Here is a 20187-nt window from a genome sequence, read left to right as displayed (position 1 = left end):
TAGCCGCTCTGCCAAGTCCCGCCGCCCGTAGGCTGTTTTCATGCCGCACAACGGACTCGACCTGAACCAGGACGCCGCCCGGCTGACCGCACAGCTGGTGGACTTCCCCTCGCCGAGCGGAGAAGAACGGGCGCTCGCCGACGCCGTCGAGACCGCCCTGCGGGCCTTTCCCCATCTGACCGTCGGCCGCTACGGCAACAACGTGGTCGCCCGCACCCGGCTCGGACGCGACGAACGCGTCATCCTCGCCGGGCACATCGACACGGTGCCCATCGCCGGCAATGTGCCCTCCCGCCTCGACGACTCGGGCGTGCTGTGGGGCTGCGGTACCAGCGACATGAAGGCCGGCGTGGCCGTGCAGCTGCGCATCGCCGCGACCGTCCCGGAGCCCAACCGCGATCTCACCTTCGTCTTCTACGACAACGAGGAGGTCGCCGCCCATCTCAACGGTCTCGGTCACGTCGCCGAAGCCCATCCGGACTGGCTGACCGGTGACTTCGCCGTACTGCTGGAGCCCTCCAGCGGCCAGGTCGAGGGAGGCTGCCAGGGAACGCTGCGCGTCCTGCTGCGCACCAGCGGAGTGCGTGCCCACTCCGCGCGCGGCTGGATGGGCGAGAACGCCATCCATGCCGCTGCTCCCATCCTCTCCCGGCTCGCCTCGTACGAGCCGCGCCGGAAGGTGATCGACGGTCTGGAGTACCGGGAGGGGCTCAACGCCGTCCGGGTCGAGGGGGGCGTGGCGGGGAACGTCATCCCCGACGCCTGCACCGTCACTGTCAACTACCGCTACGCCCCCGACATCGACGAGGAGCAGGCCCTCGCTCACGTGCGCGAGGTGTTCTCCGGGTGCGGCGAGTGGGAGCTGACAGTGGACGACAGCTCGGGCGGCGCCCTGCCCGGCCTCTCCCATCCCGCGGCGAAGGCCTTCACGGACGCCGTCGGAGGAGAGCCGCAGCCCAAGTACGGCTGGACGGACGTCTCCCGCTTCAGCGCGCTCGGCGTCCCGGCCGTGAACTACGGACCCGGCGACCCGAACCTGGCGCACAAGCGGGACGAGCGGGTGGAGACGTCGAAGATCCTCCACTGCGAGGAACGTCTCCGTACCTGGCTGACGGCCTGAACCCGGCGTACATCTTCCCGCCGGGTTGCCGCCCGGCGGAGTGCCGCTGTCCGTCACGCCGGCAGGGGCTCGCCGTGCGTACGCTGAACCAGAACGATCGCAGTCGGAGGGAGCGTCGGGATGGCCGGCACGGAGCGGGACCGAGTACGGAAGCCACGCGAGCAGCGTCTCGGTCCGGTGGTGCGCCGCCGCAAGCAGATGCAGGCGGAGACGACGGACCAGCGGCTGCTGGACACCACCGGACCTTCCGACTGGGTGCACCAGGACCCCTGGCGGGTCATGCGCATCCAGTCGGAGTTCGTGGAGGGGTTCGGTGCCCTCGCGGAACTCGGGCCGGCCATCAGCGTCTTCGGCTCCGCCCGTACGCCGGTCGACTCGCCGGAGTACGAGGCGGCCGTGCGGATCGGGGCCGCGCTGACCGAGGCCGGCTTCGGGGTGATCACCGGAGGCGGCCCGGGTGCGATGGAGGCGGCCAACAAGGGGGCGCTGGAGGCGGGCGGGACCTCGGTCGGGCTCGGCATCGAGCTGCCCTTCGAGCAGGGCCTCAACCCCTACGTCGACATCGGTGTGAACTTCCGCTACTTCTTCGTGCGCAAGACGATGTTCGTGAAGTACGCGCAGGGCTTCGTCGTGCTGCCCGGCGGACTCGGAACGATGGACGAGCTCTTCGAGGCCATGACCCTCGTGCAGACCAGGAAGGTCACGCGCTTCCCCATCGTCCTCTTCGGCAGCGGGTACTGGCAGGGCCTCGTGGACTGGCTGCACGGGTCGGTCGTCGCTCAGGGCAAGGCGTCCGCGCGCGATGTCGAGCTCTTCCACGTCACGGACGACATCGACGAGGCGGTGGCGGTCGTCACGAAGGAAGCCGGCTGAGGGCGGGGGCAGGGGGCGCGGACGCTCCCGCGGGCCCGAAGGCGCCGGCTCCGCTCAGGCGAGCCCCCGCCGCGCCACGGCGGGCGGCCGGTGCCCCGCGATCGACGCGACCATCTCCAGCACCTGCCTCGTCTCCGCGACTTCGTGGACGCGGAAGACGCGCGCGCCCAGCCATGCCGAGACCGCGGTGGTGGCGAGCGTCCCGGTCAGCCGTTCCTGGAGCGGCACGTCCAGCGTCTCCCCGACGAAGTCCTTGTTGGACAGCGAAACCAGCACCGGCCAGCCGCTGCGCGTCATCTCCCCCAGCTCGCGTGTGGCTTCGAGCGAGTGCCGCGTGGACTTGCCGAAGTCGTGCCCCGGGTCGATGAGGACGGAGTCCCGGGGCACCCCCAGAGCGACGGCGCGCTCGGCCAGGCCCAGCGTCACGCGCAGGATGTCCGCCATCACACCGCCCTCCCCGTCGTAGCTGACCCGGTGCGGCCGCGTGCGCGGCTCGGCGCCTCCCGCGTGCGTGCACACCAGCCCGGCGCCGTGCCGGGCGGCGACCTCGGCCAGGGCCGGATCGACGCCGCCCCACGCGTCGTTGAGCAGATCCGCACCGGCTTCGCACACGGCCTCGCCGACCTCGTGGCGCCAGGTGTCGACGCTGATGACGATGCCGGGATGGCGGCGGCGGACCTCTGCGACGAAGCCCGCTGTGCGCCGCACCTCCTCCTCGGCCGTCACCTCCTCGCCCGGTCCGGCCTTGACGCCGCCGATGTCGATGACGGCCGCGCCCTCGGCCACCGCGCGGTCGACCCGCTCCAGGGCGGGCTCGTCGCGGAAGGTGGCGCCACGGTCGTAGAAGGAGTCCGGTGTCCGGTTCACGATGGCCATGACCACCATCTCGTGCGGACCGAACTCGCGTGTCCCCAGGCGCAGCATCGCCGTCCTCTCGCTCAGCGCTGAGGGGGAGGCATGTGCCCTTTCCCCCCGGAGGCGACCTTAACGGGCGGTGATGGGCGCTCCGCTTGCGGACCTGTCGGTTGTGTCGGTGGGGCGTGGCACGATCGGGGAGGATAGGAAGCCGTAGTCATCCGGACCGTTCGCGAGAGGGCCTCTCGCAATGAACGCTGTGAGAGGGCCTCTCGCAATGAACGCTGTGAGAGGGCTTCTCGCAATGAACGCTGTGAGAGGGCCTCTCGCAATGAACGCTGCGAGAGGTCCCTCTCGCGAAGAATTCCTCGGGGAGTTGGCCGTGTTCTGGTTCCTGCTGATCTCGCTGGCTGTGGTCGTCGCCGCGGTCACGCTCGCCGTGGTGGGCAGTTCCGCGGACGAGCGGGGCGATGTAGCCGTCGGCGGCCTGAGGGACGCCCCGCCCGACCAGCTCGACGAGCCGCTGCCGGAGGGCCGTCCCGTCAGCCGGGTCGACGTGGACGGGCTGCGGCTCCCGGTCACGGCCAGGGGATACCGGATGCAGCAGGTCGACGACGTGCTGGACAGGCTCGGTGCCGAGCTGGCCGAGCGCGACGCGCGCATCGCGGAGCTCGAGTCGGCGCTGGCGGGCGCCCAGGCGGCGGCCATGGGGCGCGGCGACCCGGGTGGAGGCCCCGGGCCGGAGACCGCGGGCGGCGGTCCCGGCGGCGGGTTCGGCGCCTACGGCGCGGGGGCGTTCAGGCAGGGTGCGCAGGAGTGGCCCGATGGCCGTTGAGGGAGGTGCGCAGCCGGGCCCCGACGGGCTGCTGCGCTGCCCGTGGGGTCTGTCCGCCGACGACTACGTCGCGTACCACGACACCGAGTGGGGCCGCCCTGTCCACGGTGACGACGCCCTCTTCGAACGGCTGTGTCTCGAGGCGTTCCAGTCCGGCCTGTCCTGGCTGACGATTCTCCGCCGCCGCGAGGGATTCCGGTCCGCCTTCGCGGGCTTCCGCATCGAGAAGGTGGCTGCCTTCACGCCGGAGGACGAGGAGCGGCTGCTCGGCGATCCCGGCATCATCCGCAACCGCGCGAAGATCCGGGCGGCCGTCGCCAACGCGCAGGTGGCGGCCGCCCTCGGTGAGGGCGAACTGGACTCGCTGATCTGGTCGTTCGCCCCCGACCGGGAGGGGCGCCCCGCGCCCCGTACGCACGCCGGGATTCCCGCCGTCACGGCCGAGTCGACGGCGCTCGCGAAGGACCTGAAGAAGCGCGGTTTCCGCTTCGTCGGCCCCACGACGGCGTACGCGCTGATGCAGGCGTGCGGCCTCGTCAACGATCATCTGGCCGACTGCTGGGCACGGGACGAGATGGACGCCGCCGGCGGCTGACCGGCGGTCGCCCGTTCCTGCGCCTCTCTGTGCGCCTCACTCTCCCGTGAAGCGCGGCTTCTCCTTCTTGACGAACGCCTCGACCGCTGTCCGGTGGTCCTTCGTGGCCCCGGCACGCACCTGCAGTTCGGCCTCCTTCTCCAGCGTCTCGGCCAGCGAGTGGCCGGCGCCGTACGCGAGCGATTCCTTGATCGCCGCGTATGCGCGGGTCGGCCCCTGGGCCAGCTCGCGCGCCACGCTCCCGGCCTGGTCCGCGAGCTCTCCGTCCGGCACGACCCGGTGGGCCAGCCCCATTTCGAGGGCCTCGCCGGAGCGCACGCTCCGGGGGAAGAGCAGCAGGTCGGCGGCCCGGCTCGGGCCCACGAGGCGGGGGAGTGTCCAGGAGATCCCCGAGTCCGCGGTCAGTGCGATCCCCGCGAAGGAGGTGTTGAAGGCGGCGGACTCGGCGAGCACGCGGTAGTCGGCGGCGAAGGCGAACCCGGCGCCCGCACCGGCGGCGACTCCGTTGACCGCGGCCACGACCGGCTTCGGCATGCCTGCGAGGGCCAGGGTGATCGGGTTGTAGTGATCCTCGACCGTGCTGAGGGCGTTGCCTCCGCCGTCCTGCAGGGCGCCGATGTGTTCCTTCAGGTCCTGTCCCACGCAGAAGGCGCGTCCGTTGCCGGTCAGCAGCACCGCCCTCACGGCCTCGTCCTCGGCTGCCTCGCGGAGGGTGTCGCGCAGCGCCGACTTGAGCTCGTTGTCGAGCGCGTTCATCGCATCAGGGCGGTTGAGGGTGACCGTCGCGAGACCCTCGGTGACGTCATAGAGCACGGTGTCCGACATGAGGGCAAGCATGGCTCAGATCATCGGGCGCCGACAGGGCGTCCCCGGCGTTCCGCACCGGCGCCGGGCCGCCCCCTCGACGGGCTCCGGCGAAGTGAAGCGGGTCAGTATCGCAGGTTCGTCGACGGAATGAGTGGTTTTGGGTGAGAGCGAGTCACAAGTAGTGCCACCTCTTGTTGGTCATCGGGTCCTGCCATGCGGGATAATGGTTTCGAAGCAATGTGTTCGATGCCGGTGACACGCGCGTTGTCGGCTGCATCAGCTGGTTTCAGGAAGGGGAACGAGCATGGCGGCCATGAAGCCGCGGACGGGTGACGGCCCGCTCGAGGTGACCAAGGAGGGGCGGGGCATCGTCATGCGCGTTCCGCTCGAAGGCGGTGGGCGACTCGTCGTCGAGCTGACCCCGGACGAGGCGACTGCGCTCGGTGAGGAGCTCAAGAAAGTCTGCGGCTGACGCCCGGCGTGGGGGGCCGCACGCGCGGACCGAGCCAGCCATCAGTGGGTTCTCCACTGCCCCGGAGCACGCATCGTGCTCCGGGGCAGATGTGTTCGTCCGCGGTGCACCGGCGCATCGGCCGGGCGGCACGAGGTGTGTGCGGGAGCCGCACGGATCGCCCGCCGCGGCGCATCGGCTCTGCGCTCGTCCTCGCGTGCTCCGGTCACCTCTCGCGCTTGACCGCGCAGAGCAGTCCGTCTCCCACCGGCAGCAGCGACGGCACGAGATCGTCGCTCTCCCGTACGGCGCCCAGCAGTTCACGCAGCTTGCGCACTTCGGCGGGCTGGGCCCCGGCGTCGACCGTGCGGCCGTTGGCGAAGACGCCCTCGAAGCAGACGAGCCCGCCGGGCCGCAGCAGACGCAGCGCCTCGGCGAAGTACTCCAGGCACTCGGACCGGTCCCCGTCGCAGAAGACCAGGTCGTAGCCGCGGTCGGCCAGGCGCGGCAGCACGTCGAGCGCCGACCCCGGGATGAAGCGCGCACGGTTCCCCGCGAACCCGGCGGCCCGGAAGGCCTGCCGCGCGAACTGTTGCTGTTCCGGGTCGGTGTCCACCGTCGTCAGGACGCCGTCGGGACGCATCCCGGCCATGAGGTGGATGCCGGAGACGCCTGTGCCGGTGCCGATCTCGGCGACGGCCTTGGCGCCGGCCGTCGCAGCCAGCAGTCGCAGTGTGGCACCGGTGGCGGGGGACACCGCGCGCACGCCCGCCTGCTGAGCCCGCTCACGGGCCCAGCGCAGCGCCGCGTTCTCGGCGTCGTCGACGAGCTCGGCGCCGTAGGCGTCGGCGAACGCCCAGTTCGACTGCCGGTTGCCGGTAATGGCCCTCTCCTGTCCCCGTCCTCCACGCAACCGTGACTGTATCCGTTGCCCCGGGAACCCGCGGATGGGACCGAGCGTTGGAATGGGGTGGAAGGTGCAGGGGGTGCTGTGGAATTTCGGTCGACGGCTGTGAAGCAGAAGCAGCGGCGGAACGGTGAGCCGGTCAAAAGTGCTTATCCGGAGCTAACGGGCGAGGTCGTTATGGTTGGTGGTCCACTGGACACCACCAGAGCCGACAGGGGAGGTGCGGCTGCTGTCCGGGACCGTGGAATGCTCCGGCGTTTTCGCAGGTCGGCGGACGAGCCGAAATCCGTGACAGACACCGCTGACCAGGTCCGCCCCGCCCAATCCGCGACGACGGCGACGTTCGACACCGATGCGGAGAGCCAGGCGTGGACCCCTCCTTCCTGGGAGGAGATCGTCAGCACGCACGGCGCGCGGGTCTACCGTCTCGCCTACCGCCTCACCGGCAACCAGCACGACGCGGAAGATCTCACCCAGGAGGTCTTCGTCCGCGTCTTCCGCTCCCTGTCGACGTACACGCCGGGCACGTTCGAGGGCTGGCTGCACCGCATCACCACGAACCTCTTTCTCGACACCGTGCGCCGCAAGCAGCGCATCCGCTTCGACGCGCTCGCCGACGACGCCGCCGAGCGCCTTCCCAGCCGTGAGCCCACGCCGCAGCAGCACTTCAACGACACCCACTTCGACGCGGACGTCCAGCAGGCGCTGGACACCCTCGCGCCGGAGTTCCGTGCCGCCGTGGTGCTCTGCGACATCGAGGGGCTTTCGTACGAGGAGATCGCTGCCACGCTCGGCGTGAAGCTGGGCACCGTGCGCAGCCGCATTCACCGTGGGCGCTCGCAGCTGCGCAAGGCTCTGCAGCACCGTTCGCCCGAGGCACGCGCGGAGCAGCAGCGTTCCCTGAGTGCGGCCGCTCCCGCCGTAGGGAGTGGGGAGGTAGGTGCCGCGTGAGTGGCACAGGTCTGGGCGGCAGAACCCCGCAGCCGGAGAGAGAGCTCACTCCGGCCGAACAGCATCTCGGTGACCGCCTTGCGGCGCTGATCGACGGTGAGCTGGGACACGACGCGCGTGAACGCGTGCTGGCGCACCTGGCGACCTGCGGGGGCTGCAAGGCGGAGGCCGACGCGCAGCGCCGGGTGAAGAACGTCTTCGCGGACACCGCGCCCCCGCCTCCTTCGGACGGTCTGCTGGCGCGCCTCCAGGGCCTCCCCGCCTGCGGGCCCGGTGACGGCCCGTACGACGGAATGCCGCCCGGCTCCGGCGGCCTCGGCGGCAAACCCCTCGGCGGCGGCAAACCCCTCGGGGGCATCTCCGGTACGGCGGCGCAGACGGTGCGCGCCGAGTCCGGCGCCTCCGTGTGGGCCTTCGAGCAGCTTCGCGGCGGACGCGGCGGCAGCGCACTCTCGCCGAGCCGCGGCTTCCGGATACACGAGTTGGAGCGGCTGTCCGCGCGAGGCCGCCGTTTCGCCTTCGCGGCAGCCGGTGCGGTCTCCCTGGCGGCGCTCGCCCTGGCGGGCGGCGTGGGCGGCGGCAGCACGGGCAGCGGTGCCTCGGTCGCCAAGGGCGACAGCGGCACCACCGCCGCCAGCTCCGTCCGTACGACCTCCGCCGGCGGCAGCAGTGAGCGCCGTCGCCGGGACGCGGGTGCGGCGCACAGCGCTGTGAGCGGCACGGTGCTGAGCGCGACCGCGGCCTCCGGTGACAGCAGTGGTGCCGCTCTGAAGGCCGGCCGCAGCACCGGATTCCAACGTGGTGCTCCGTGGGCGGCGCCGACGGCACCGCCGGCAGAGGGCGAGCGCATCGAAACCGCTCCCGTTCCGTTGCTGCGGGAGGCTTTCTTCTCCGCAGGGACGATGTGGCCGGCTCGGGCCTCGGCGGCGCTGGGCTCGTACGAGTACGGCGCCGAGGCGTATGCCGGGCTTCCCGCGGACACGTTCCCGGGCGGGACGATCCGCAAGGGCCGTGGGGGCGGCGGCTCGCCGGTCACCACGGCGGCCCCGCCGCAGCGCTGAGCGTACGGCCGCCGTGCGGTCCCGCCGCGTCCGGCCGAAGCAGCCGCAGTGGCCGAAGTCCCGCCGCGCAAGGGCGGATTGCGGCCGCAGGGGGCCGGCCGCACCGTCGGCTCCGTTCGTGCGGATGCCGAGGCGGGCTCCCACCGTGGTCCGCACTGCGGGTACCGTGAGACCGGGCCGCCCCACCGCCCGCGAACGCATGAGGATGAGGGAGCTGCAAGGTGTTCTTCGACATAGGACCCCTAGAGCTGGTCGCGCTCGTCGTCCTCGCGATCCTCGTCTTCGGGCCGGAGAAGCTGCCCAAGGTGATCCAGGACGTGGCCGCGTTCATCCGGAAGGTGCGCCAGTTCTCCGACAACGCCAGGGAGGACATCCGCTCCGAGCTGGGCCCCGAGTTCAAGGACTTCGACTTCGAGGATCTGAATCCGAAGACCTTCGCCCGCAAACACCTGCTCGACGGTGACGACCTGGGCCTCAAGGAGATCCGCAGCAGTCTCGACTTCCGCGACGACATGGCGGACGTCACCGACGCGGTGAACGGCACCGAGAGCGTCGGTGCGCGCGGCAAGAGCGGCTCCGGCGGAGGCCGTACGAGTCTGCGCAAGGGCGGCGGTACGGCCACGGATCTGGACGCCTCCGATCCGCTGAGCAAGGAGAGCCGGCGCGAGCGCCCGAAGGACGAGCCGCCGCCGTTCGACGCCGACGCGACCTGAACCTTTCGGGTCACATACCCGGGCACTTCGCGCATCGTCCGCATCATCTGCCTCATGCGGGTCACCTGGGAGGCGCATCTCACGTCCCTGATGAAGGGCCGATGATTGGTCATGCCCGAAACGGCGGACCCGGGTGGCTATCCTCCCAGTGTCCGGGGTTCGCCGTCCGAGGGGGGCAGGCTGCCCGTGGCACAGGGCATTGAGGAGGCGTCGCGAAGATGGAGACGACGAGTACGGTGGCCGGTGAACCCGGGCCCGCCGCGCCGGACGAGACCGGTGCCGAGCGGGCTGTTGACGGGTTTCTGACGGCTTCCTTCCCGTGGTACGGCCTCGACGAGGCGTTCACCGGACCCCGCTGGCTGATGCAGGTCGGCACGACGGCGGACGGCACCGTCGAGCACGGTTCGACGGGGCACGGGGAGGTGCCCTCACTCAAGGTCGAGGCGAATCCTGACAATCAGCGCTTCGCGGTCACGGTCACCGTCGCGAGCCGCCCCGTGCGGCGCAGCGCCGACGGTACCGGGGTGCTCGAGGCGACATCCGTGTCCACGGCCGCCTGGCTCGCGGGCTCGGGTCTGTTGTCGTGCACGTGGCCGCAGGAGATGGAGCGCGGCCTGCGCCAGGACTGGCTCGATCAGCAGACGGTGGTGGCGTGGGAGCTGGCCGACGATCTCGGCGGTGGGGGATGGTCCACGCTGACACTGCCGGTGGACGGAGTCCCGACGGACTTCCACTACCGCGAGTCGGAGTACGGCTGGGTTCTCGCCGGTGCGGCTCAGGAGGGTGTGCACATCGGCGCGTACGGGCGGGGAATGAGCGCGTACGGGCTGGGCTTCGCCGTCGTGAAGGACATCACCAGCTATCAGCAGTGACCGCGGTACGCGGCATGGACGACGCGTGAGGGGCGCCCCCAGGCATCCAGGCCCGGGGGCGCCCCTCACGCGTTCTGTGCCACGGAACGAGCCGGGCCGGTCATGGCCGCGTCCGCCCCGCTTCCTTCAGAACTTGTTGCTCGGCGTCAGACCCAGAGACATGCCCGAGAGCCCGCGCTGACGTGCACCGATCTTCGAGGCCACGTCCCGCAGCGCCGAACCGGCGGGCGAGTCGGGGTCGCTGAGCACGACCGGCTTCCCCTCGTCGCCGCCCTCACGCAGCCTCAGGTCGATGGGAACGGCGCCCAGAACGGGCACTTGGGTGCCGGTGGTCTTGGTGAGCCCCTCGGCGACGCGCTGCCCGCCGCCCGTGCCGAAGACGTCGACCATCTCGTCGCAGTGCGGGCAGGGCATGCCCGACATGTTCTCGATGACGCCGACGATCTTCTGGTGCGTCTGCACGGCGATGGAACCGGCGCGCTCAGCGACCTCCGCGGCGGCCTGCTGCGGAGTGGTCACGACGAGGATCTCGGCGTTCGGCACGAGCTGGGCGACGGAGATCGCGATGTCGCCGGTGCCGGGCGGCAGGTCGAGCAGCAGCACGTCGAGGTCGCCCCAGTAGACGTCGGCGAGGAACTGCTGGAGCGCACGGTGGAGCATCGGGCCGCGCCACACCACGGGTGAGTTGCCGGGCGTGAACATGCCGATCGAGATGACCTTCACGCCGTGTGCGGACGGCGGCATGATCATGTCCTCGACCTGCGTCGGCCGGTCGTCGGTGCCGAGCATCCGCGGCACGGAGTGACCGTAGATGTCGGCGTCGACCACGCCCACCTTCTGGCCCTCGGCGGCGAGCGCCGCGGCCAGGTTGACGGTCACCGAGGACTTGCCGACGCCGCCCTTGCCGGAGGCCACGCAGTAGACGCGGGTCAGCGAGCCGGGCTGGGCGAAGGGGACTTCACGTTCGGCCTTGCCGCCCCGCAGGGAGGAGGCGAGCTCCCGCCGCTGCTCGTCGCTCATCACGTCGAGCTCGACGGAGACACGTGTGACCCCCTCGACGCCCTGGACCGCCTCGGTCACGTTCGCGGTGATCGTCTCGCGCAGCGGGCAGCCGGAAACTGTCAGATAGATTCCGACGTCGACTGCGCCGTCGGGCCCGATGGCGATGGACTTCACCATGCCGAGGTCGGTGATCGGCCGGTGGATCTCCGGGTCGTCGACGGTCGCGAGCGCGGCCCGTACTGCGTCCTCGGTGGGAGGGGTCGCAGAGGGGTCCCCCTCCCGTACGGACTCTGGGGGAGTGTCGGTAGCCATGCGGAAATGGTACGGCCGCCCGGCGCGGCACCCGAAGCCGCGGGCGGGCGCGGCGACTCGGAGCGCCGGTGACGAGGATCACCCTCCCTCCGGCGGCTCCCCGGCGCGGGTGCCCGCCGTCTCGACGGGGCGTTCCAGGTTTCCCGTGCGTTCCAGCTCCTTGACCAGTTCCTGGAGTTCGGAGCGGATCCAGTCCCGGGTGGCCACCTCACCGAGACCCATGCGCAGCGACGCGATCTCACGGGTGAGGAACTCGGTGTCGGCGATGCTCCGCTCGTTCTGTTTGCGGTCCTGCTCGAGATTGACCCGGTCCCGGTCGTCCTGCCGGTTCTGCGCCAGCAGGATCAGCGGCGCCGCGTACGACGCCTGAAGCGACAGGGCGAGGGTCAGAAAGATGAACGGGTACTCGTCGAAGCGCAGCGGCGCCGGCAGCAGCACGTTCCAGGCGATCCACACGATGACGACGAACGTCATCCAGACGATGAACCGGCCCGTGCCCAGGAAGCGCGCGATCTCCTCCGACAGTCGCCCGAAGGCGTCGGGGTCGTACTCCGGCAGCAGTCTGCGCCGCCGTGCCCGCGGCACGTCCAGGCGGCCCCGGGAGCTGCGCTCCCGCTCCTTCTCGCGCTCGCGTGCCTCTTCGCGTTCCCGGTCCCGTTCGCGCTCGCGGGCGCCCTCGCGTGCCCGGTTCCTCTCACGGTCGCGTCCGCGACCCCTCTCGCGGTCGCGGATCCGTTCCCTGTCCCGTTCAGCCGCCATGCCGTGCGATCCCCTCCGCTCGCGGTCCACCCGCGTCGGGTAGCCGCTCGGCGGCCTCCTCACGCCAGTCGGGGGGCAGGAGGTGGTCGAGGACGTCGTCGACCGTGACGGCACCCAGGAGATGACCGCCATCGTCGACGACCGGCGCCGCCACGATGTTGTACGTCGCGAGGTAGCTGCTCACCGCCGGAAGCGTGGTCTCCGGCGGCAGCGGACGCAGATCGGTGTCGACGATCGAGCCGACGAGGGTGAACGGTGGATCCCGCAGCAGCCGCTGGAAGTGGACGAGCCCCAGGTACTTCCCGGTGGGGGTCTCGTCGGGCGGGCGGCAGACGAAGACCTGCGCGGCCAGCGGAGCCGACAGGTCGGCGTTGCGCACCCGCGCGAGGGCCAGCGCAACGGAGTCGTCGGGCTGGAGCACGATGGGTTCCGTCGTCATCATGTTGCCGGCGGTGCCCTCCTCGTACGACAGCAGCCGCCGTACGGGAGCCGCATCCTGAGGCCGCATCAGCTGGAGCAGCCGCTCCTTGTCCTGCTCGGCGAGTTCGGAGAGCAGATCGGCGGCGTCGTCCGGGTCCATGGCCTCCAGCACGTCCGCGGCCCGCTCGTCGGGCAGCTCGTCGAGGAGTTCGACCTGGTCGTCGGTGGGCAGCTCCTCCAGTACGTCGGCGAGCCGGTCGTCGTCGAGGGCGGCCGCGACCTCCACCCGGCGCTTCGCCGAGAGGTGGTGGACGGTGTTGGCGATGTCCGCGGGCCGCATCCTCTCGAAGGTGGCGAGGAGCGTGGCGGCGCCCTGCTCCTGCTCGTCGAGGGAGAAGCCGGTGACGGCCGACCACTCGACGGTCAGGGTCTCGCCGCGCCGCCGCAGCGCGCCGCCCTTGCCGCGGCGACCGCGCCGCACGAAGACCTTGTCGATCTGCCAGTCGCGGCGTGCCGGGAGCTGCTGGAGCCCGACGTCGAGGACGGTGACCTGCTCGCCGGTCTCCACCATGGTCACCTGACGGTCCAGCAGCTCCCCCAGGATGAGCGTCTCGGCGGGGCGCTGTTCGAAGCGGCGCATGTTCACCACCCCGGTGGTGATGACCTGGCCGGACTCCACACCGGTCACCCGCGTCATCGGCAGGAAGACCCGCCGCCTGCTGACCACTTCGACCACGAGCCCCAGGACGCTCGGCGGCCGCTCGTGCTGCGGGCCGCCGGCGTCCGCCGCGGGCTGGCCGCGCAGCATCACGACGACGTCGCGCACCCGTCCCACCTGGTCGCCGTTGGGGTCGAAGACGGCGACTCCGGACAGGTGCGACACGAAGACCCGGGAGGCGCCTGCGGCCATCGGTCGGGCCCTCCTCGTCCGTCCGTACTCCGGTGCATACACACCCTTTGCCGTCTTCAGCCTAGCCTGGCGCGGCCTTGCGGGACCTTGCGCGATGGTCCGGACGGCTGCCGTCCGCCCCCGGGTGCGGGCACCGGTAAGGTGCGTCTCCCGGCTCGATCTCCAGGAGGTTGCCGACGTGGTTGGAAGCGCTGATGGGGCCTCCCCGCCGCAGGCACATGGGGTCTCCCCGACGAAGGCGGGGGAGGCGCGAGGACGCCCGATCCTCAGGGGCGCCGTCTGCGTGGGACTCACAGTGGTGCTGGCCGCGTGCGGGAACACCGATCCCGACGCCGGTACCAACGGAGTCGGCAAGCTCTCCGCGCGCAAGATCGAGAAGAAGGCACGGGCGGCGGCCGAGAAGGCCGACTCGGTCAAGCTGTCGGGGAAGGTCGTCAGCAAGGGCCAGACCTACAGCCTGAACGTGCGGCTCAAGCGCGACGGAGCCATGGGCAAGGTCTCCGTCAACGGCGGATCCACCTTCTGGCTGCTGCGGATCGGCAAGGAGCTGTACCTCAAGGCGGACGCGCGGTTCTGGGCGCGGCAGGAGAAGGGCGGCAAGCAGCCGTCCAAGTCCGATGTGCAGGCTGCGAGCAAGCTCGACGACAAGTACGTGAAGGTGCCCTCCGGCGATCCGGCCTACCGGCAGCTCAGCGGTTTCGCCGACATGCAGGTGCTGCTGGACGGGCTGCTGGTGATGAACGGCAAGCGGGACAGCGACGAACGCGGCGAGGTGGGCGGCGTCAGCACCGTGCGGGTTCGCGGGGGCGGCGGAAGCGGCGGCATCGTCGACGTCTCGCTGGCCGGCACTCCGTATCCGCTGCGCATCGAGCGCGCGGGCGGCGCGGGGACGCTCCGACTGGACGACTGGAACAAGGCGTTCGAGCTGGAGGCCCCGCCGAAGCAGCAAGTCGTGGACTACGGCAAGGAGATCGTGGCGGACAAGGGCTGAGCGGCCGGGAGGCCGGCCCCGCCCGGTGTCCCGCTCCGCGTCCGTCTCATGTGCCGTGCTGGCGGCGCCTGCGGAAGAGCAGCCTGGGCAGGCCCACGGGAATGCGGCGCCGGGTCGTCGCGCGGGTCGGCAGGGGCACCGCCGCCTGCGAAGCATCCGGCATGGCGCCGGGCTTCTCCACCGGTGCACCCGCGGGCACCAGCCTCAGCACCCGGCACTCACGGGCCCAGCGTTCGGCGAGGGTGGCGAAGTCCGGCGCGTTGAGCCGCTTGCTCCTCAGCTCGCCGACGACTGTCTCCCACTGCTCGCCGCCGGGCGCCAACTCGACCACGCGCGCGGGCCAGACGACCAGGCGGCCGCCCTTGTCCTTGCTGCGCACGCTGACCGTCGCCGTGCCGCCGTCACTCAACCCGAGGCCGTCGAGGGGCTGTTCGAGCGGTCCGCCGCCGACGAGACAGACGGCACCGTCGTGCCACACGTGCCACAGGGCGCGCGAAGGGCCCTCCGGGCCGCGCACCCAGATGAGACCGGACTTCTTGCTGGCTTCCTCGATAAGGGCCTGATCGAGCAGCGTCATGTGCGCAGGCTACCGGGAAGGGGCGGAGAGACCGGTGGCCGCGTGGCCGCCTGTCGTCACCGACCGTCAACGCGGGGCGTCAACTCCGTGCGACGAGGCCCCTCGTCAGAGCCACCCGTTGCGCTTGAAGCCTCGGTAGATGGCGACACAGATGGTCACCGTGACGGCCATCACTGTGGGATAGCCGTATTTCCAGCCCAGTTCAGGCATGTACTTGAAGTTCATCCCGTAGATGCCGGCGATCATGGTCGGCACAGCGAAGATCGCCGCCCACGAAGTGATCTTGCGCATGTCCTCGTTCTGCGCGACGGTCGCCTGCGCGAGGTTGGCCTGCAGGATCGAGTTGAGCAGGTCGTCGAAGGCCAGCACCTGCTCGTTGACCCTCGTGAGGTGGTCGGCCACGTCGCGGAAGTACTTCTGGATCTCCGGGTCGATGACGTGCATCGGACGCTCGCTCACCTGCTGCATCGGCCGCAGCAGCGGGGAGACGGCCCGCTTGAACTCCAGGACCTCGCGCTTGAGCTGGTAGATCCGCCCGGCGTCCCCGCCGCGCCGCCCGGTGCCCGCGGTGTTCGAGAAGACCTCGATCTCCACCTCGTCGATGTCGTCCTGAACCGCGTCGGCCACCGCGAGATATCCGTCGACCGTCTGGTCTGCGATGGCGTGCAGCACCACCGACGGGCCCTTGGCGAGGAGTTCGGCGTCGTCCTCCATGCGGTGCCGCAGCGCCCGAAGCGAGCCCTGGCCGCCATGGCGCACCGTGATGATGTAGTCCCCGCCGGTGAAGCACATCACCTCGCCGGTCTCCACCACCTCGCTGGTGGAGGTCAGTTCGGCGTGCTCCACGTAGTGGATCGTCTTGAAGACGGTGAACACGCTGTCGTCGTAGCGCTCCAGCTTCGGGCGCTGGTGTGCGTGCACCGCGTCCTCGACGGCGAGCGGGTGCAGCCCGTACTCCGTCGCGATGCCGGAGAACTCCCGCTCCGTCGGCTCGTGCAGACCGATCCACACGAACTCGCGGCTCCCGCTGGCGCGCACCCGGCGCAGCGCCTCGTCCGGGCTCAGCCGCTCGTCGACGCGCCTTCCGTCGCGGTAGACCGCGCAGTCGACGACGGCGGTGCCGGCGGCGTCGGTGCGGGTGTTCTCGTAGGGGTGAGCCGAACGGGGCCCCTTGCGCAGGGACGGGCGGACGGCGGCGCGCAGGTCTCGGATCATCGACATGCCGGGCTCCTTGTCGGTGCCGTACGGCGGCCCGGCCCAGCGCTGCCCGGAATGTGGACCTACGGATTCGTCACGGTGCGCCGACGGCCGGAGGTCTGCAAAGCGGGTACCGCTCGGTGCCGGTCGCGACGGCGTTCGGTGGTTCGCTGTCGGACGGTGTGGAGCGAAGCTCTGCGCTCTTCCGTCCCGCGCATCTTGCGGAACCCGTGGAGAACTGCCCCGGGAGAAAAGCTTTCCCCGTGAGGTTTCACCGGCGAAGTGGCCGGGGAGTAGGGCGCTCAGGAGTGGGGGCGCGGGTTCGTGACGGAAGAGCAGTTGGTACTGCACGGTCGACTCGGATCCATGTCAGTCCCACCTCCTCCGGCCGGTCCCCGTCGGGGGACGATTCGCATGCCTGACCAGCAGCCAACGGTAACACCGGTCAGGCGCTGCCGTGTCCGTTCGGGCCGCCGGGCGCATCTCTTTGCCTCGTCCTTACGCGATTATGCTCGCGTCATGGCAGTTGTGGCGGAACTGGTGGAGGCGCGGCTGCGTTCGGCGCTGGGCGAGCCGGACGCGCGTGCTTCGGTGACCTTCCTCGGCACCGAACGCATCGAGGTCCTGCGGTTTCTGGACGAGGGCGTCGTGCGCTATGCCACGCTCGGGATGTCGGCCGCCCCGATGACCGATCCCGCGGCGGCGCTCGCCGATCCGGACCGGGGCCCGCGCGCCGAACTCCTGCTGTCCGTACGGGCCGGAGCCGCGGAGACCGACAAGGTGCTGCGACCGCTGGCCGTGCTCGCGGCCTCACCGCAGGTCGAGGGTGTCGTCGTCGCGCCGGGTGCCTCACTGGACACCGGTGAACCGCTGTGGCCCGGGGCCTCGTTCACCTCCGTCCTGGTGGCCGAACCGGGCGGTCTCGTCGAGGACTTGGAGCTCGAGCCGCCCCTGGAACCGGTGCGGTTCCTGCCGCTGCTGCCGATGACGCCCAACGAGGCGGCGTGGAAGCGGGCGCGGGGAGCGGAGGCGCTTCAGGAGCGCTGGCTGCGGCACGGCACCGATCTGCGTGATCCGCTGCGCGAAGCCGTTCCGCTCGCGGGCTGAGCGTCCGGCCTGCGGTCCTCCGTGCCCGGAAACCGGGCGCAGGGGCCGGCGTCCGCGCTTCCACCGTCCTCCCGGCGAGGTGATCGTCCTTGACGCGGGGGCCGCCGGGGAGCACCGTTGTTCACCATGAGGGGCGAACCCAGTTGCCCGAAGTGCGGTGGCCGGGTACGGGCGCCCGGACTCTTCGCCGACACCTGGCAGTGCGATCTGCACGGCACGGTGCATCCGTTGCAGCCCGTGGTTCCCCCCAGCGTCGAAGCTCTCGCCGTGGCCGTGGGCCGTACGAGGGTGCCCGTCTGGATGCCGTGGCCGCTGCCCGTGGGCTGGCTCTTCTCCGGCGTCGCCTGCGCGGGCGACGACCGCAGCGGCGGGCGCGCGACGGCGGTGGCCTGTTCCGGTCCGGGGCCGCTTGGGGGCCCGGGCGAACTGATCCTGGTGGCGGAGGAGTTGGGCGTCGGCCTCGGTGCGCGCTACGCAGGCGTCGACGGGCCCGACCCCGGCCCCGGCATGTGCGTCGACCAGCCGCCGCCCGTGAAGGTGCTCGCCGCCGGACGGCCTGCACCGCTGTGGCACGTGGCGGGCTCGGCCAGCGACCGGGCCGTCTTCGCCGGCGAGGCACTCGGGCTGTGGCTGTGGGCGATCGTGTGGCCGGAGCAGTCGGGGCTGCTGATGTACGACGAACTCGTCCTCACCGACCTGCGCGACGCCGGTGCGGAGGTCGACCTGCTGCCGTGCGGCACGCTCTCCCCGCGACTGATCTCCTGAGCCTGTTCCCGGCGCTCTCCTGTACGGCGCTCTCCTGTACGGCGCTCTCCTGAACGGCGCTCTCGTGAACGGCGCCCTCCCCGCCGGTCCTTCCTGACCCGGGCCCCGCACCGGGACGGCGGCACTCGCGCGTGACTATCCTGGACATCGCCGTCGTCCGCCCTCGTCGCAGCTGGAGCCCGCCTCGTGCGCATCGACCTGCACACCCACTCCACCGCCTCGGACGGCACGGACACCCCCGGGGAACTGGTCCGGGGGGCGGCGGCCGCGGGACTCGACGTCGTCGCACTGACAGACCACGACACCGTCTCCGGGTACGACGCCGCTGTGCGTGCGCTGCCGAGCGGACTCACGCTGGTTCCGGGCGCCGAGCTCTCCTGCCGCCTCGACGGTGTCAGCCTGCACATGCTGGCGTACCTCTTCGATCCGGCCGAGCCGGAGTTCGCCCGGGAGCGCGAACTCGTACGCGACGACCGCGTCCCGCGTGCCCGCAGCATGGTCGCCAAGCTGCGGGAGCTCGGCGTCGACGTGACATGGGAGCGGGTGCAGGAGATCGCGGGCGACGGCGCGGTGGGACGCCCGCACATCGCCACGGCCATGGTCGAGGCCGGCGTCGTCGAGAGCGTCTCGGACGCCTTCACCGAGCAGTGGATCGCGAACGACGGCCGCGCGTACGCCGAGAAGCACGAGCTCGATCCGTTCGACGCGCTGCGCCTGATCAAGGGGGCGGGCGGTGTCGCCGTCCTCGCGCACCCGTTCGCCGCCAAGCGCGGCCAGTGCGTTCCGGAGAGCGCCGTCGCGGACCTGGCAGCCGCCGGCCTCGACGGTGTCGAGGCCGACCACATGGACCACGAACCGGCGACCCGTGCCCGCCTGCACGCCCTCGCCGACGACCTCGGCCTGCTCGCCACGGGCTCCAGCGACTACCACGGGAGCCGCAAGAGCTGCCTGCTGGGCGACCACACCACCGACCCGGAGGTCTACGAGGCGCTCGTCTCCCGTGCCTCCGGCGCCTCGCCCGTCACGGGCCCCGGGGAGGGCGCTGGCGCCGCCCCGACGGCCGGGCCCGTCACCGGCTGAGGCCGCCGCCGTCCCAGAACGATGCCAGTGCGCGGGCCGTCTCCGCCGGGCGCTCGGCGTTCGGCGAGTGGCCCGCCCCCGCCACGACCGTGCGGACGGCACCGAGCCGTGCCGCGGTCTCGTCCAGCAGCGGAATCGGCCAGGCGTAGTCTTCCGCCCCGGAGATCACATGGACGGGGAGGGGTTCCGCGCGGCGTGAGAGGGCCGCGGCGAGTTCGTCGGTCCTGTCGGGCTCGCCGAGCAACTGCTGTGCGGTGGCGGAGAGTTGTTCCGGCACGTTCGCCATCCAGCGGCGGTGGAGGAAGCGGGTCACCTCGGGCGGCGTCGCCTCGTCGGCCGCCTCGACGGGGTCCAGCTCGGACATCGCGAGCCAGATCTCCTCCATCTCCATCACCCCGAGCGCCCCGAGCAGCATCTTCAGACGGTGCTGCTGGGAGGCGGAGACGGCAGCGGGGCCGCTGCTCATGAGGGTGAGGGAGGTGAAGGGCGAGTCGTCCCGGAGCACGGCGGCCCGTGCGACGAGACCGCCCAGCGAGTGCCCCAGCAGGTGAACGCCGAAGGCGCCGTCCTCCCGGAGCGCCGCGGTCAGGGCGAGCACGTCCCGCGCGAGTTCGGGCTGGGCGTACGCGGACTCCTCACGCGGGCCGCCCGTCTCGTACTGGCCGCGCCCGTCGACCGCCACGACTCGGTACCCCATGCCGGCGAGCGGGTCGAGCAGGGCGAGGAAGTCCTCCTTGCTGCCGGTGAAGCCAGGGATCAGCAGTGCCGTACCGAGACGGGGCTCGCCCGCGTCGAGTACGGCGAACTCGCCGCGCACCGTGGGCAGTCGGTAAGCGCGGACCGTGGGCGGCAGCCCGAGGGACGGCGGCTTGCTCATGCGACGACGCTACCGCTGCTGCCGCCGCGGGTCACCGCCGCGCACCCGCTCCCCGGCCGGCGCCGCGGCCTGGTACATCCGAGCCCGGCACATCCGGGCCCGGCACGCGCCGAGGCCCGGCGCGCCCCTCGTCGGGGCTGCCGGGCCTCG

22 protein-coding genes are annotated in these 20187 nt (G+C 71.4%); 13 read left to right on the top strand and 9 right to left on the bottom strand.

Annotated features, from left to right (window positions below; all coding sequences use genetic code 11):
* The first annotated feature begins 40 nt into the window (after positions 1-40).
* Together dapE and H180DRAFT_RS13015 are read left to right on the top strand one after the other, a co-directional pair.
* Entirely contained in the window at positions 41-1120 is a 1080-nt protein-coding gene (dapE, locus tag H180DRAFT_RS13020; RefSeq protein WP_055486169.1) for a succinyl-diaminopimelate desuccinylase, read from the top strand.
* A 120-nt stretch (positions 1121-1240) separates the two neighbouring features.
* A complete protein-coding gene (locus H180DRAFT_RS13015; protein ID WP_055486168.1) occupies positions 1241-1993 on the top strand; it encodes an LOG family protein in 753 nt (250 codons plus the stop codon).
* Between the two features lie 54 nt (positions 1994-2047).
* Here H180DRAFT_RS13015 and folP read toward each other — a convergent pair whose 3' ends face one another.
* A complete protein-coding gene (folP, locus tag H180DRAFT_RS13010; RefSeq protein WP_055486167.1) occupies positions 2048-2917 on the bottom strand; it encodes a dihydropteroate synthase in 870 nt (289 codons plus the stop codon).
* Between the two features lie 313 nt (positions 2918-3230).
* On the opposite strand from folP, the gene H180DRAFT_RS13005 reads away from it, so the two are divergent.
* Together H180DRAFT_RS13005 and H180DRAFT_RS13000 are read left to right on the top strand one after the other, a co-directional pair.
* Positions 3231-3683, top strand: a complete 453-nt coding sequence (locus H180DRAFT_RS13005; RefSeq protein WP_074466774.1) for a cell division protein DivIVA — start codon at positions 3231-3233, stop codon at positions 3681-3683.
* Complete coding sequence (locus H180DRAFT_RS13000) at positions 3673-4278, top strand: DNA-3-methyladenine glycosylase I (protein ID WP_055486166.1); 606 nt, start codon at positions 3673-3675, stop codon at positions 4276-4278. The genes H180DRAFT_RS13005 and H180DRAFT_RS13000 overlap by 11 nt, the downstream gene beginning before the upstream one ends.
* Positions 4279-4314: 36 nt before the next feature.
* On the opposite strand, the gene H180DRAFT_RS12995 is transcribed toward H180DRAFT_RS13000, so the two are convergent.
* A complete protein-coding gene (locus tag H180DRAFT_RS12995) occupies positions 4315-5103 on the bottom strand; it encodes an enoyl-CoA hydratase-related protein (RefSeq protein ID WP_055486253.1) in 789 nt (262 codons plus the stop codon).
* A gap of 286 nt (positions 5104-5389) precedes the next feature.
* Here H180DRAFT_RS12995 and H180DRAFT_RS12990 point away from each other — a divergent pair, with 286 nt between their 5' ends.
* Positions 5390-5557: a DUF3117 domain-containing protein gene (locus H180DRAFT_RS12990; protein WP_016469583.1), complete on the top strand. Its 168-nt coding sequence runs from the start codon at positions 5390-5392 to the stop codon at positions 5555-5557.
* A 205-nt stretch (positions 5558-5762) separates the two neighbouring features.
* On the opposite strand, the gene H180DRAFT_RS12985 is transcribed toward H180DRAFT_RS12990, so the two are convergent.
* On the bottom strand, positions 5763-6449 hold the full coding sequence (locus H180DRAFT_RS12985) for an O-methyltransferase (protein WP_055486165.1): 687 nt from the start codon (positions 6447-6449) through the stop codon (positions 5763-5765).
* A gap of 171 nt (positions 6450-6620) precedes the next feature.
* On the opposite strand from H180DRAFT_RS12985, the gene sigE reads away from it, so the two are divergent.
* The 4 genes from sigE (at position 6621) to H180DRAFT_RS12965 (ending at position 10040) form a co-directional block, all read left to right on the top strand.
* Complete coding sequence (gene sigE / locus H180DRAFT_RS12980; protein WP_175437763.1) at positions 6621-7394, top strand: RNA polymerase sigma factor SigE; 774 nt, start codon at positions 6621-6623, stop codon at positions 7392-7394.
* Positions 7391-8455, top strand: coding sequence for a zf-HC2 domain-containing protein (locus H180DRAFT_RS12975; RefSeq protein WP_055486163.1), 1065 nt, complete (start codon positions 7391-7393; stop codon positions 8453-8455). Before sigE ends, H180DRAFT_RS12975 begins: the two co-directional genes overlap by 4 nt.
* A 221-nt stretch (positions 8456-8676) precedes the next feature.
* Positions 8677-9168, top strand: coding sequence for a sec-independent translocase (locus H180DRAFT_RS12970; protein ID WP_055486162.1), 492 nt, complete (start codon positions 8677-8679; stop codon positions 9166-9168).
* 218 nt (positions 9169-9386) lie between these two features.
* Entirely contained in the window at positions 9387-10040 is a 654-nt protein-coding gene (locus H180DRAFT_RS12965; RefSeq protein ID WP_055486161.1) for a hypothetical protein, read from the top strand.
* 126 nt (positions 10041-10166) lie between these two features.
* On the opposite strand, the gene H180DRAFT_RS12960 is transcribed toward H180DRAFT_RS12965, so the two are convergent.
* The 3 genes from H180DRAFT_RS12960 to H180DRAFT_RS12950 all read right to left on the bottom strand — a co-directional run bounded on the left by H180DRAFT_RS12960 (position 10167) and on the right by H180DRAFT_RS12950 (position 13443).
* Positions 10167-11354 (bottom strand): Mrp/NBP35 family ATP-binding protein, encoded by a 1188-nt coding sequence (locus H180DRAFT_RS12960; protein ID WP_055486160.1) that lies wholly within the window; start codon positions 11352-11354, stop codon positions 10167-10169.
* Between the two features lie 78 nt (positions 11355-11432).
* Positions 11433-12113, bottom strand: a complete 681-nt coding sequence (locus H180DRAFT_RS12955; RefSeq protein WP_079100082.1) for a DUF1003 domain-containing protein — start codon at positions 12111-12113, stop codon at positions 11433-11435.
* The gene (locus H180DRAFT_RS12950) at positions 12103-13443 is read right to left on the bottom strand and encodes a magnesium transporter MgtE N-terminal domain-containing protein (protein ID WP_055486159.1); all 1341 of its coding nucleotides are present in this window, start codon (positions 13441-13443) and stop codon (positions 12103-12105) included. The genes H180DRAFT_RS12955 and H180DRAFT_RS12950 overlap by 11 nt, the downstream gene beginning before the upstream one ends.
* Before the next feature lie 283 nt (positions 13444-13726).
* On the opposite strand from H180DRAFT_RS12950, the gene H180DRAFT_RS12945 reads away from it, so the two are divergent.
* Positions 13727-14434 (top strand): hypothetical protein, encoded by a 708-nt coding sequence (locus tag H180DRAFT_RS12945; RefSeq protein ID WP_254666005.1) that lies wholly within the window; start codon positions 13727-13729, stop codon positions 14432-14434.
* Positions 14435-14480: 46 nt separating this feature from the next.
* Here H180DRAFT_RS12945 and H180DRAFT_RS12940 read toward each other — a convergent pair whose 3' ends face one another.
* A complete protein-coding gene (locus tag H180DRAFT_RS12940) occupies positions 14481-15011 on the bottom strand; it encodes a hypothetical protein (protein WP_055486158.1) in 531 nt (176 codons plus the stop codon).
* A 105-nt stretch (positions 15012-15116) separates the two neighbouring features.
* The gene (locus H180DRAFT_RS12935) at positions 15117-16232 is read right to left on the bottom strand and encodes a magnesium and cobalt transport protein CorA (RefSeq protein WP_055486157.1); all 1116 of its coding nucleotides are present in this window, start codon (positions 16230-16232) and stop codon (positions 15117-15119) included.
* A 495-nt stretch (positions 16233-16727) separates the two neighbouring features.
* Here H180DRAFT_RS12935 and H180DRAFT_RS12930 point away from each other — a divergent pair, with 495 nt between their 5' ends.
* From H180DRAFT_RS12930 to H180DRAFT_RS12920, 3 genes are all read left to right on the top strand, one after another.
* Entirely contained in the window at positions 16728-17315 is a 588-nt protein-coding gene (locus H180DRAFT_RS12930; protein ID WP_055486156.1) for a suppressor of fused domain protein, read from the top strand.
* A 126-nt stretch (positions 17316-17441) separates the two neighbouring features.
* The gene (locus tag H180DRAFT_RS12925; protein WP_055486250.1) at positions 17442-18080 is read left to right on the top strand and encodes a DUF6758 family protein; all 639 of its coding nucleotides are present in this window, start codon (positions 17442-17444) and stop codon (positions 18078-18080) included.
* A gap of 186 nt (positions 18081-18266) precedes the next feature.
* Complete coding sequence (locus tag H180DRAFT_RS12920) at positions 18267-19160, top strand: PHP domain-containing protein (RefSeq protein WP_055486155.1); 894 nt, start codon at positions 18267-18269, stop codon at positions 19158-19160.
* On the opposite strand, the gene H180DRAFT_RS12915 is transcribed toward H180DRAFT_RS12920, so the two are convergent.
* On the bottom strand, positions 19150-20037 hold the full coding sequence (locus tag H180DRAFT_RS12915) for an alpha/beta fold hydrolase (RefSeq protein ID WP_055486154.1): 888 nt from the start codon (positions 20035-20037) through the stop codon (positions 19150-19152). The genes H180DRAFT_RS12920 and H180DRAFT_RS12915 overlap by 11 nt on opposite strands.
* Positions 20038-20187: the final 150 nt, after the last annotated feature.

This window comes from Streptomyces sp. WMMB 322, from assembly GCF_900090145.1.
Taxonomy (GTDB): Bacteria; Actinomycetota; Actinomycetes; order Streptomycetales; family Streptomycetaceae; genus Streptomyces.
Note: the sequence above shows the minus strand (reverse complement) of the source record. Positions and strands in the feature narration are given on the sequence as shown.

What these genes read in the sequence shown, in the direction of transcription:
- dapE (WP_055486169.1), top strand. Translation starts at nt 41, where the DNA reads ATGCCGCACAACGGACTCGACCTGAACCAGGACGCCGCCCGGCTGACC.
- H180DRAFT_RS13015 (WP_055486168.1), top strand. Translation starts at nt 1,241, where the DNA reads ATGGCCGGCACGGAGCGGGACCGAGTACGGAAGCCACGCGAGCAGCGT.
- folP (WP_055486167.1), bottom strand. Translation starts at nt 2,917, where the DNA reads ATGCTGCGCCTGGGGACACGCGAGTTCGGTCCGCACGAGATGGTGGTC.
- H180DRAFT_RS13000 (WP_055486166.1), top strand. Translation starts at nt 3,673, where the DNA reads ATGGCCGTTGAGGGAGGTGCGCAGCCGGGCCCCGACGGGCTGCTGCGC.
- H180DRAFT_RS12995 (WP_055486253.1), bottom strand. Translation starts at nt 5,103, where the DNA reads ATGTCGGACACCGTGCTCTATGACGTCACCGAGGGTCTCGCGACGGTC.
- H180DRAFT_RS12990 (WP_016469583.1), top strand. Translation starts at nt 5,390, where the DNA reads ATGGCGGCCATGAAGCCGCGGACGGGTGACGGCCCGCTCGAGGTGACC.
- sigE (WP_175437763.1), top strand. Translation starts at nt 6,621, where the DNA reads ATGGTTGGTGGTCCACTGGACACCACCAGAGCCGACAGGGGAGGTGCG.
- H180DRAFT_RS12965 (WP_055486161.1), top strand. Translation starts at nt 9,387, where the DNA reads ATGGAGACGACGAGTACGGTGGCCGGTGAACCCGGGCCCGCCGCGCCG.
- H180DRAFT_RS12960 (WP_055486160.1), bottom strand. Translation starts at nt 11,354, where the DNA reads ATGGCTACCGACACTCCCCCAGAGTCCGTACGGGAGGGGGACCCCTCT.
- H180DRAFT_RS12955 (WP_079100082.1), bottom strand. Translation starts at nt 12,113, where the DNA reads ATGGCGGCTGAACGGGACAGGGAACGGATCCGCGACCGCGAGAGGGGT.
- H180DRAFT_RS12950 (WP_055486159.1), bottom strand. Translation starts at nt 13,443, where the DNA reads ATGGCCGCAGGCGCCTCCCGGGTCTTCGTGTCGCACCTGTCCGGAGTC.
- H180DRAFT_RS12940 (WP_055486158.1), bottom strand. Translation starts at nt 15,011, where the DNA reads ATGACGCTGCTCGATCAGGCCCTTATCGAGGAAGCCAGCAAGAAGTCC.
- H180DRAFT_RS12935 (WP_055486157.1), bottom strand. Translation starts at nt 16,232, where the DNA reads ATGTCGATGATCCGAGACCTGCGCGCCGCCGTCCGCCCGTCCCTGCGC.
- H180DRAFT_RS12930 (WP_055486156.1), top strand. Translation starts at nt 16,728, where the DNA reads ATGGCAGTTGTGGCGGAACTGGTGGAGGCGCGGCTGCGTTCGGCGCTG.
- H180DRAFT_RS12925 (WP_055486250.1), top strand. Translation starts at nt 17,442, where the DNA reads ATGAGGGGCGAACCCAGTTGCCCGAAGTGCGGTGGCCGGGTACGGGCG.
- H180DRAFT_RS12915 (WP_055486154.1), bottom strand. Translation starts at nt 20,037, where the DNA reads ATGAGCAAGCCGCCGTCCCTCGGGCTGCCGCCCACGGTCCGCGCTTAC.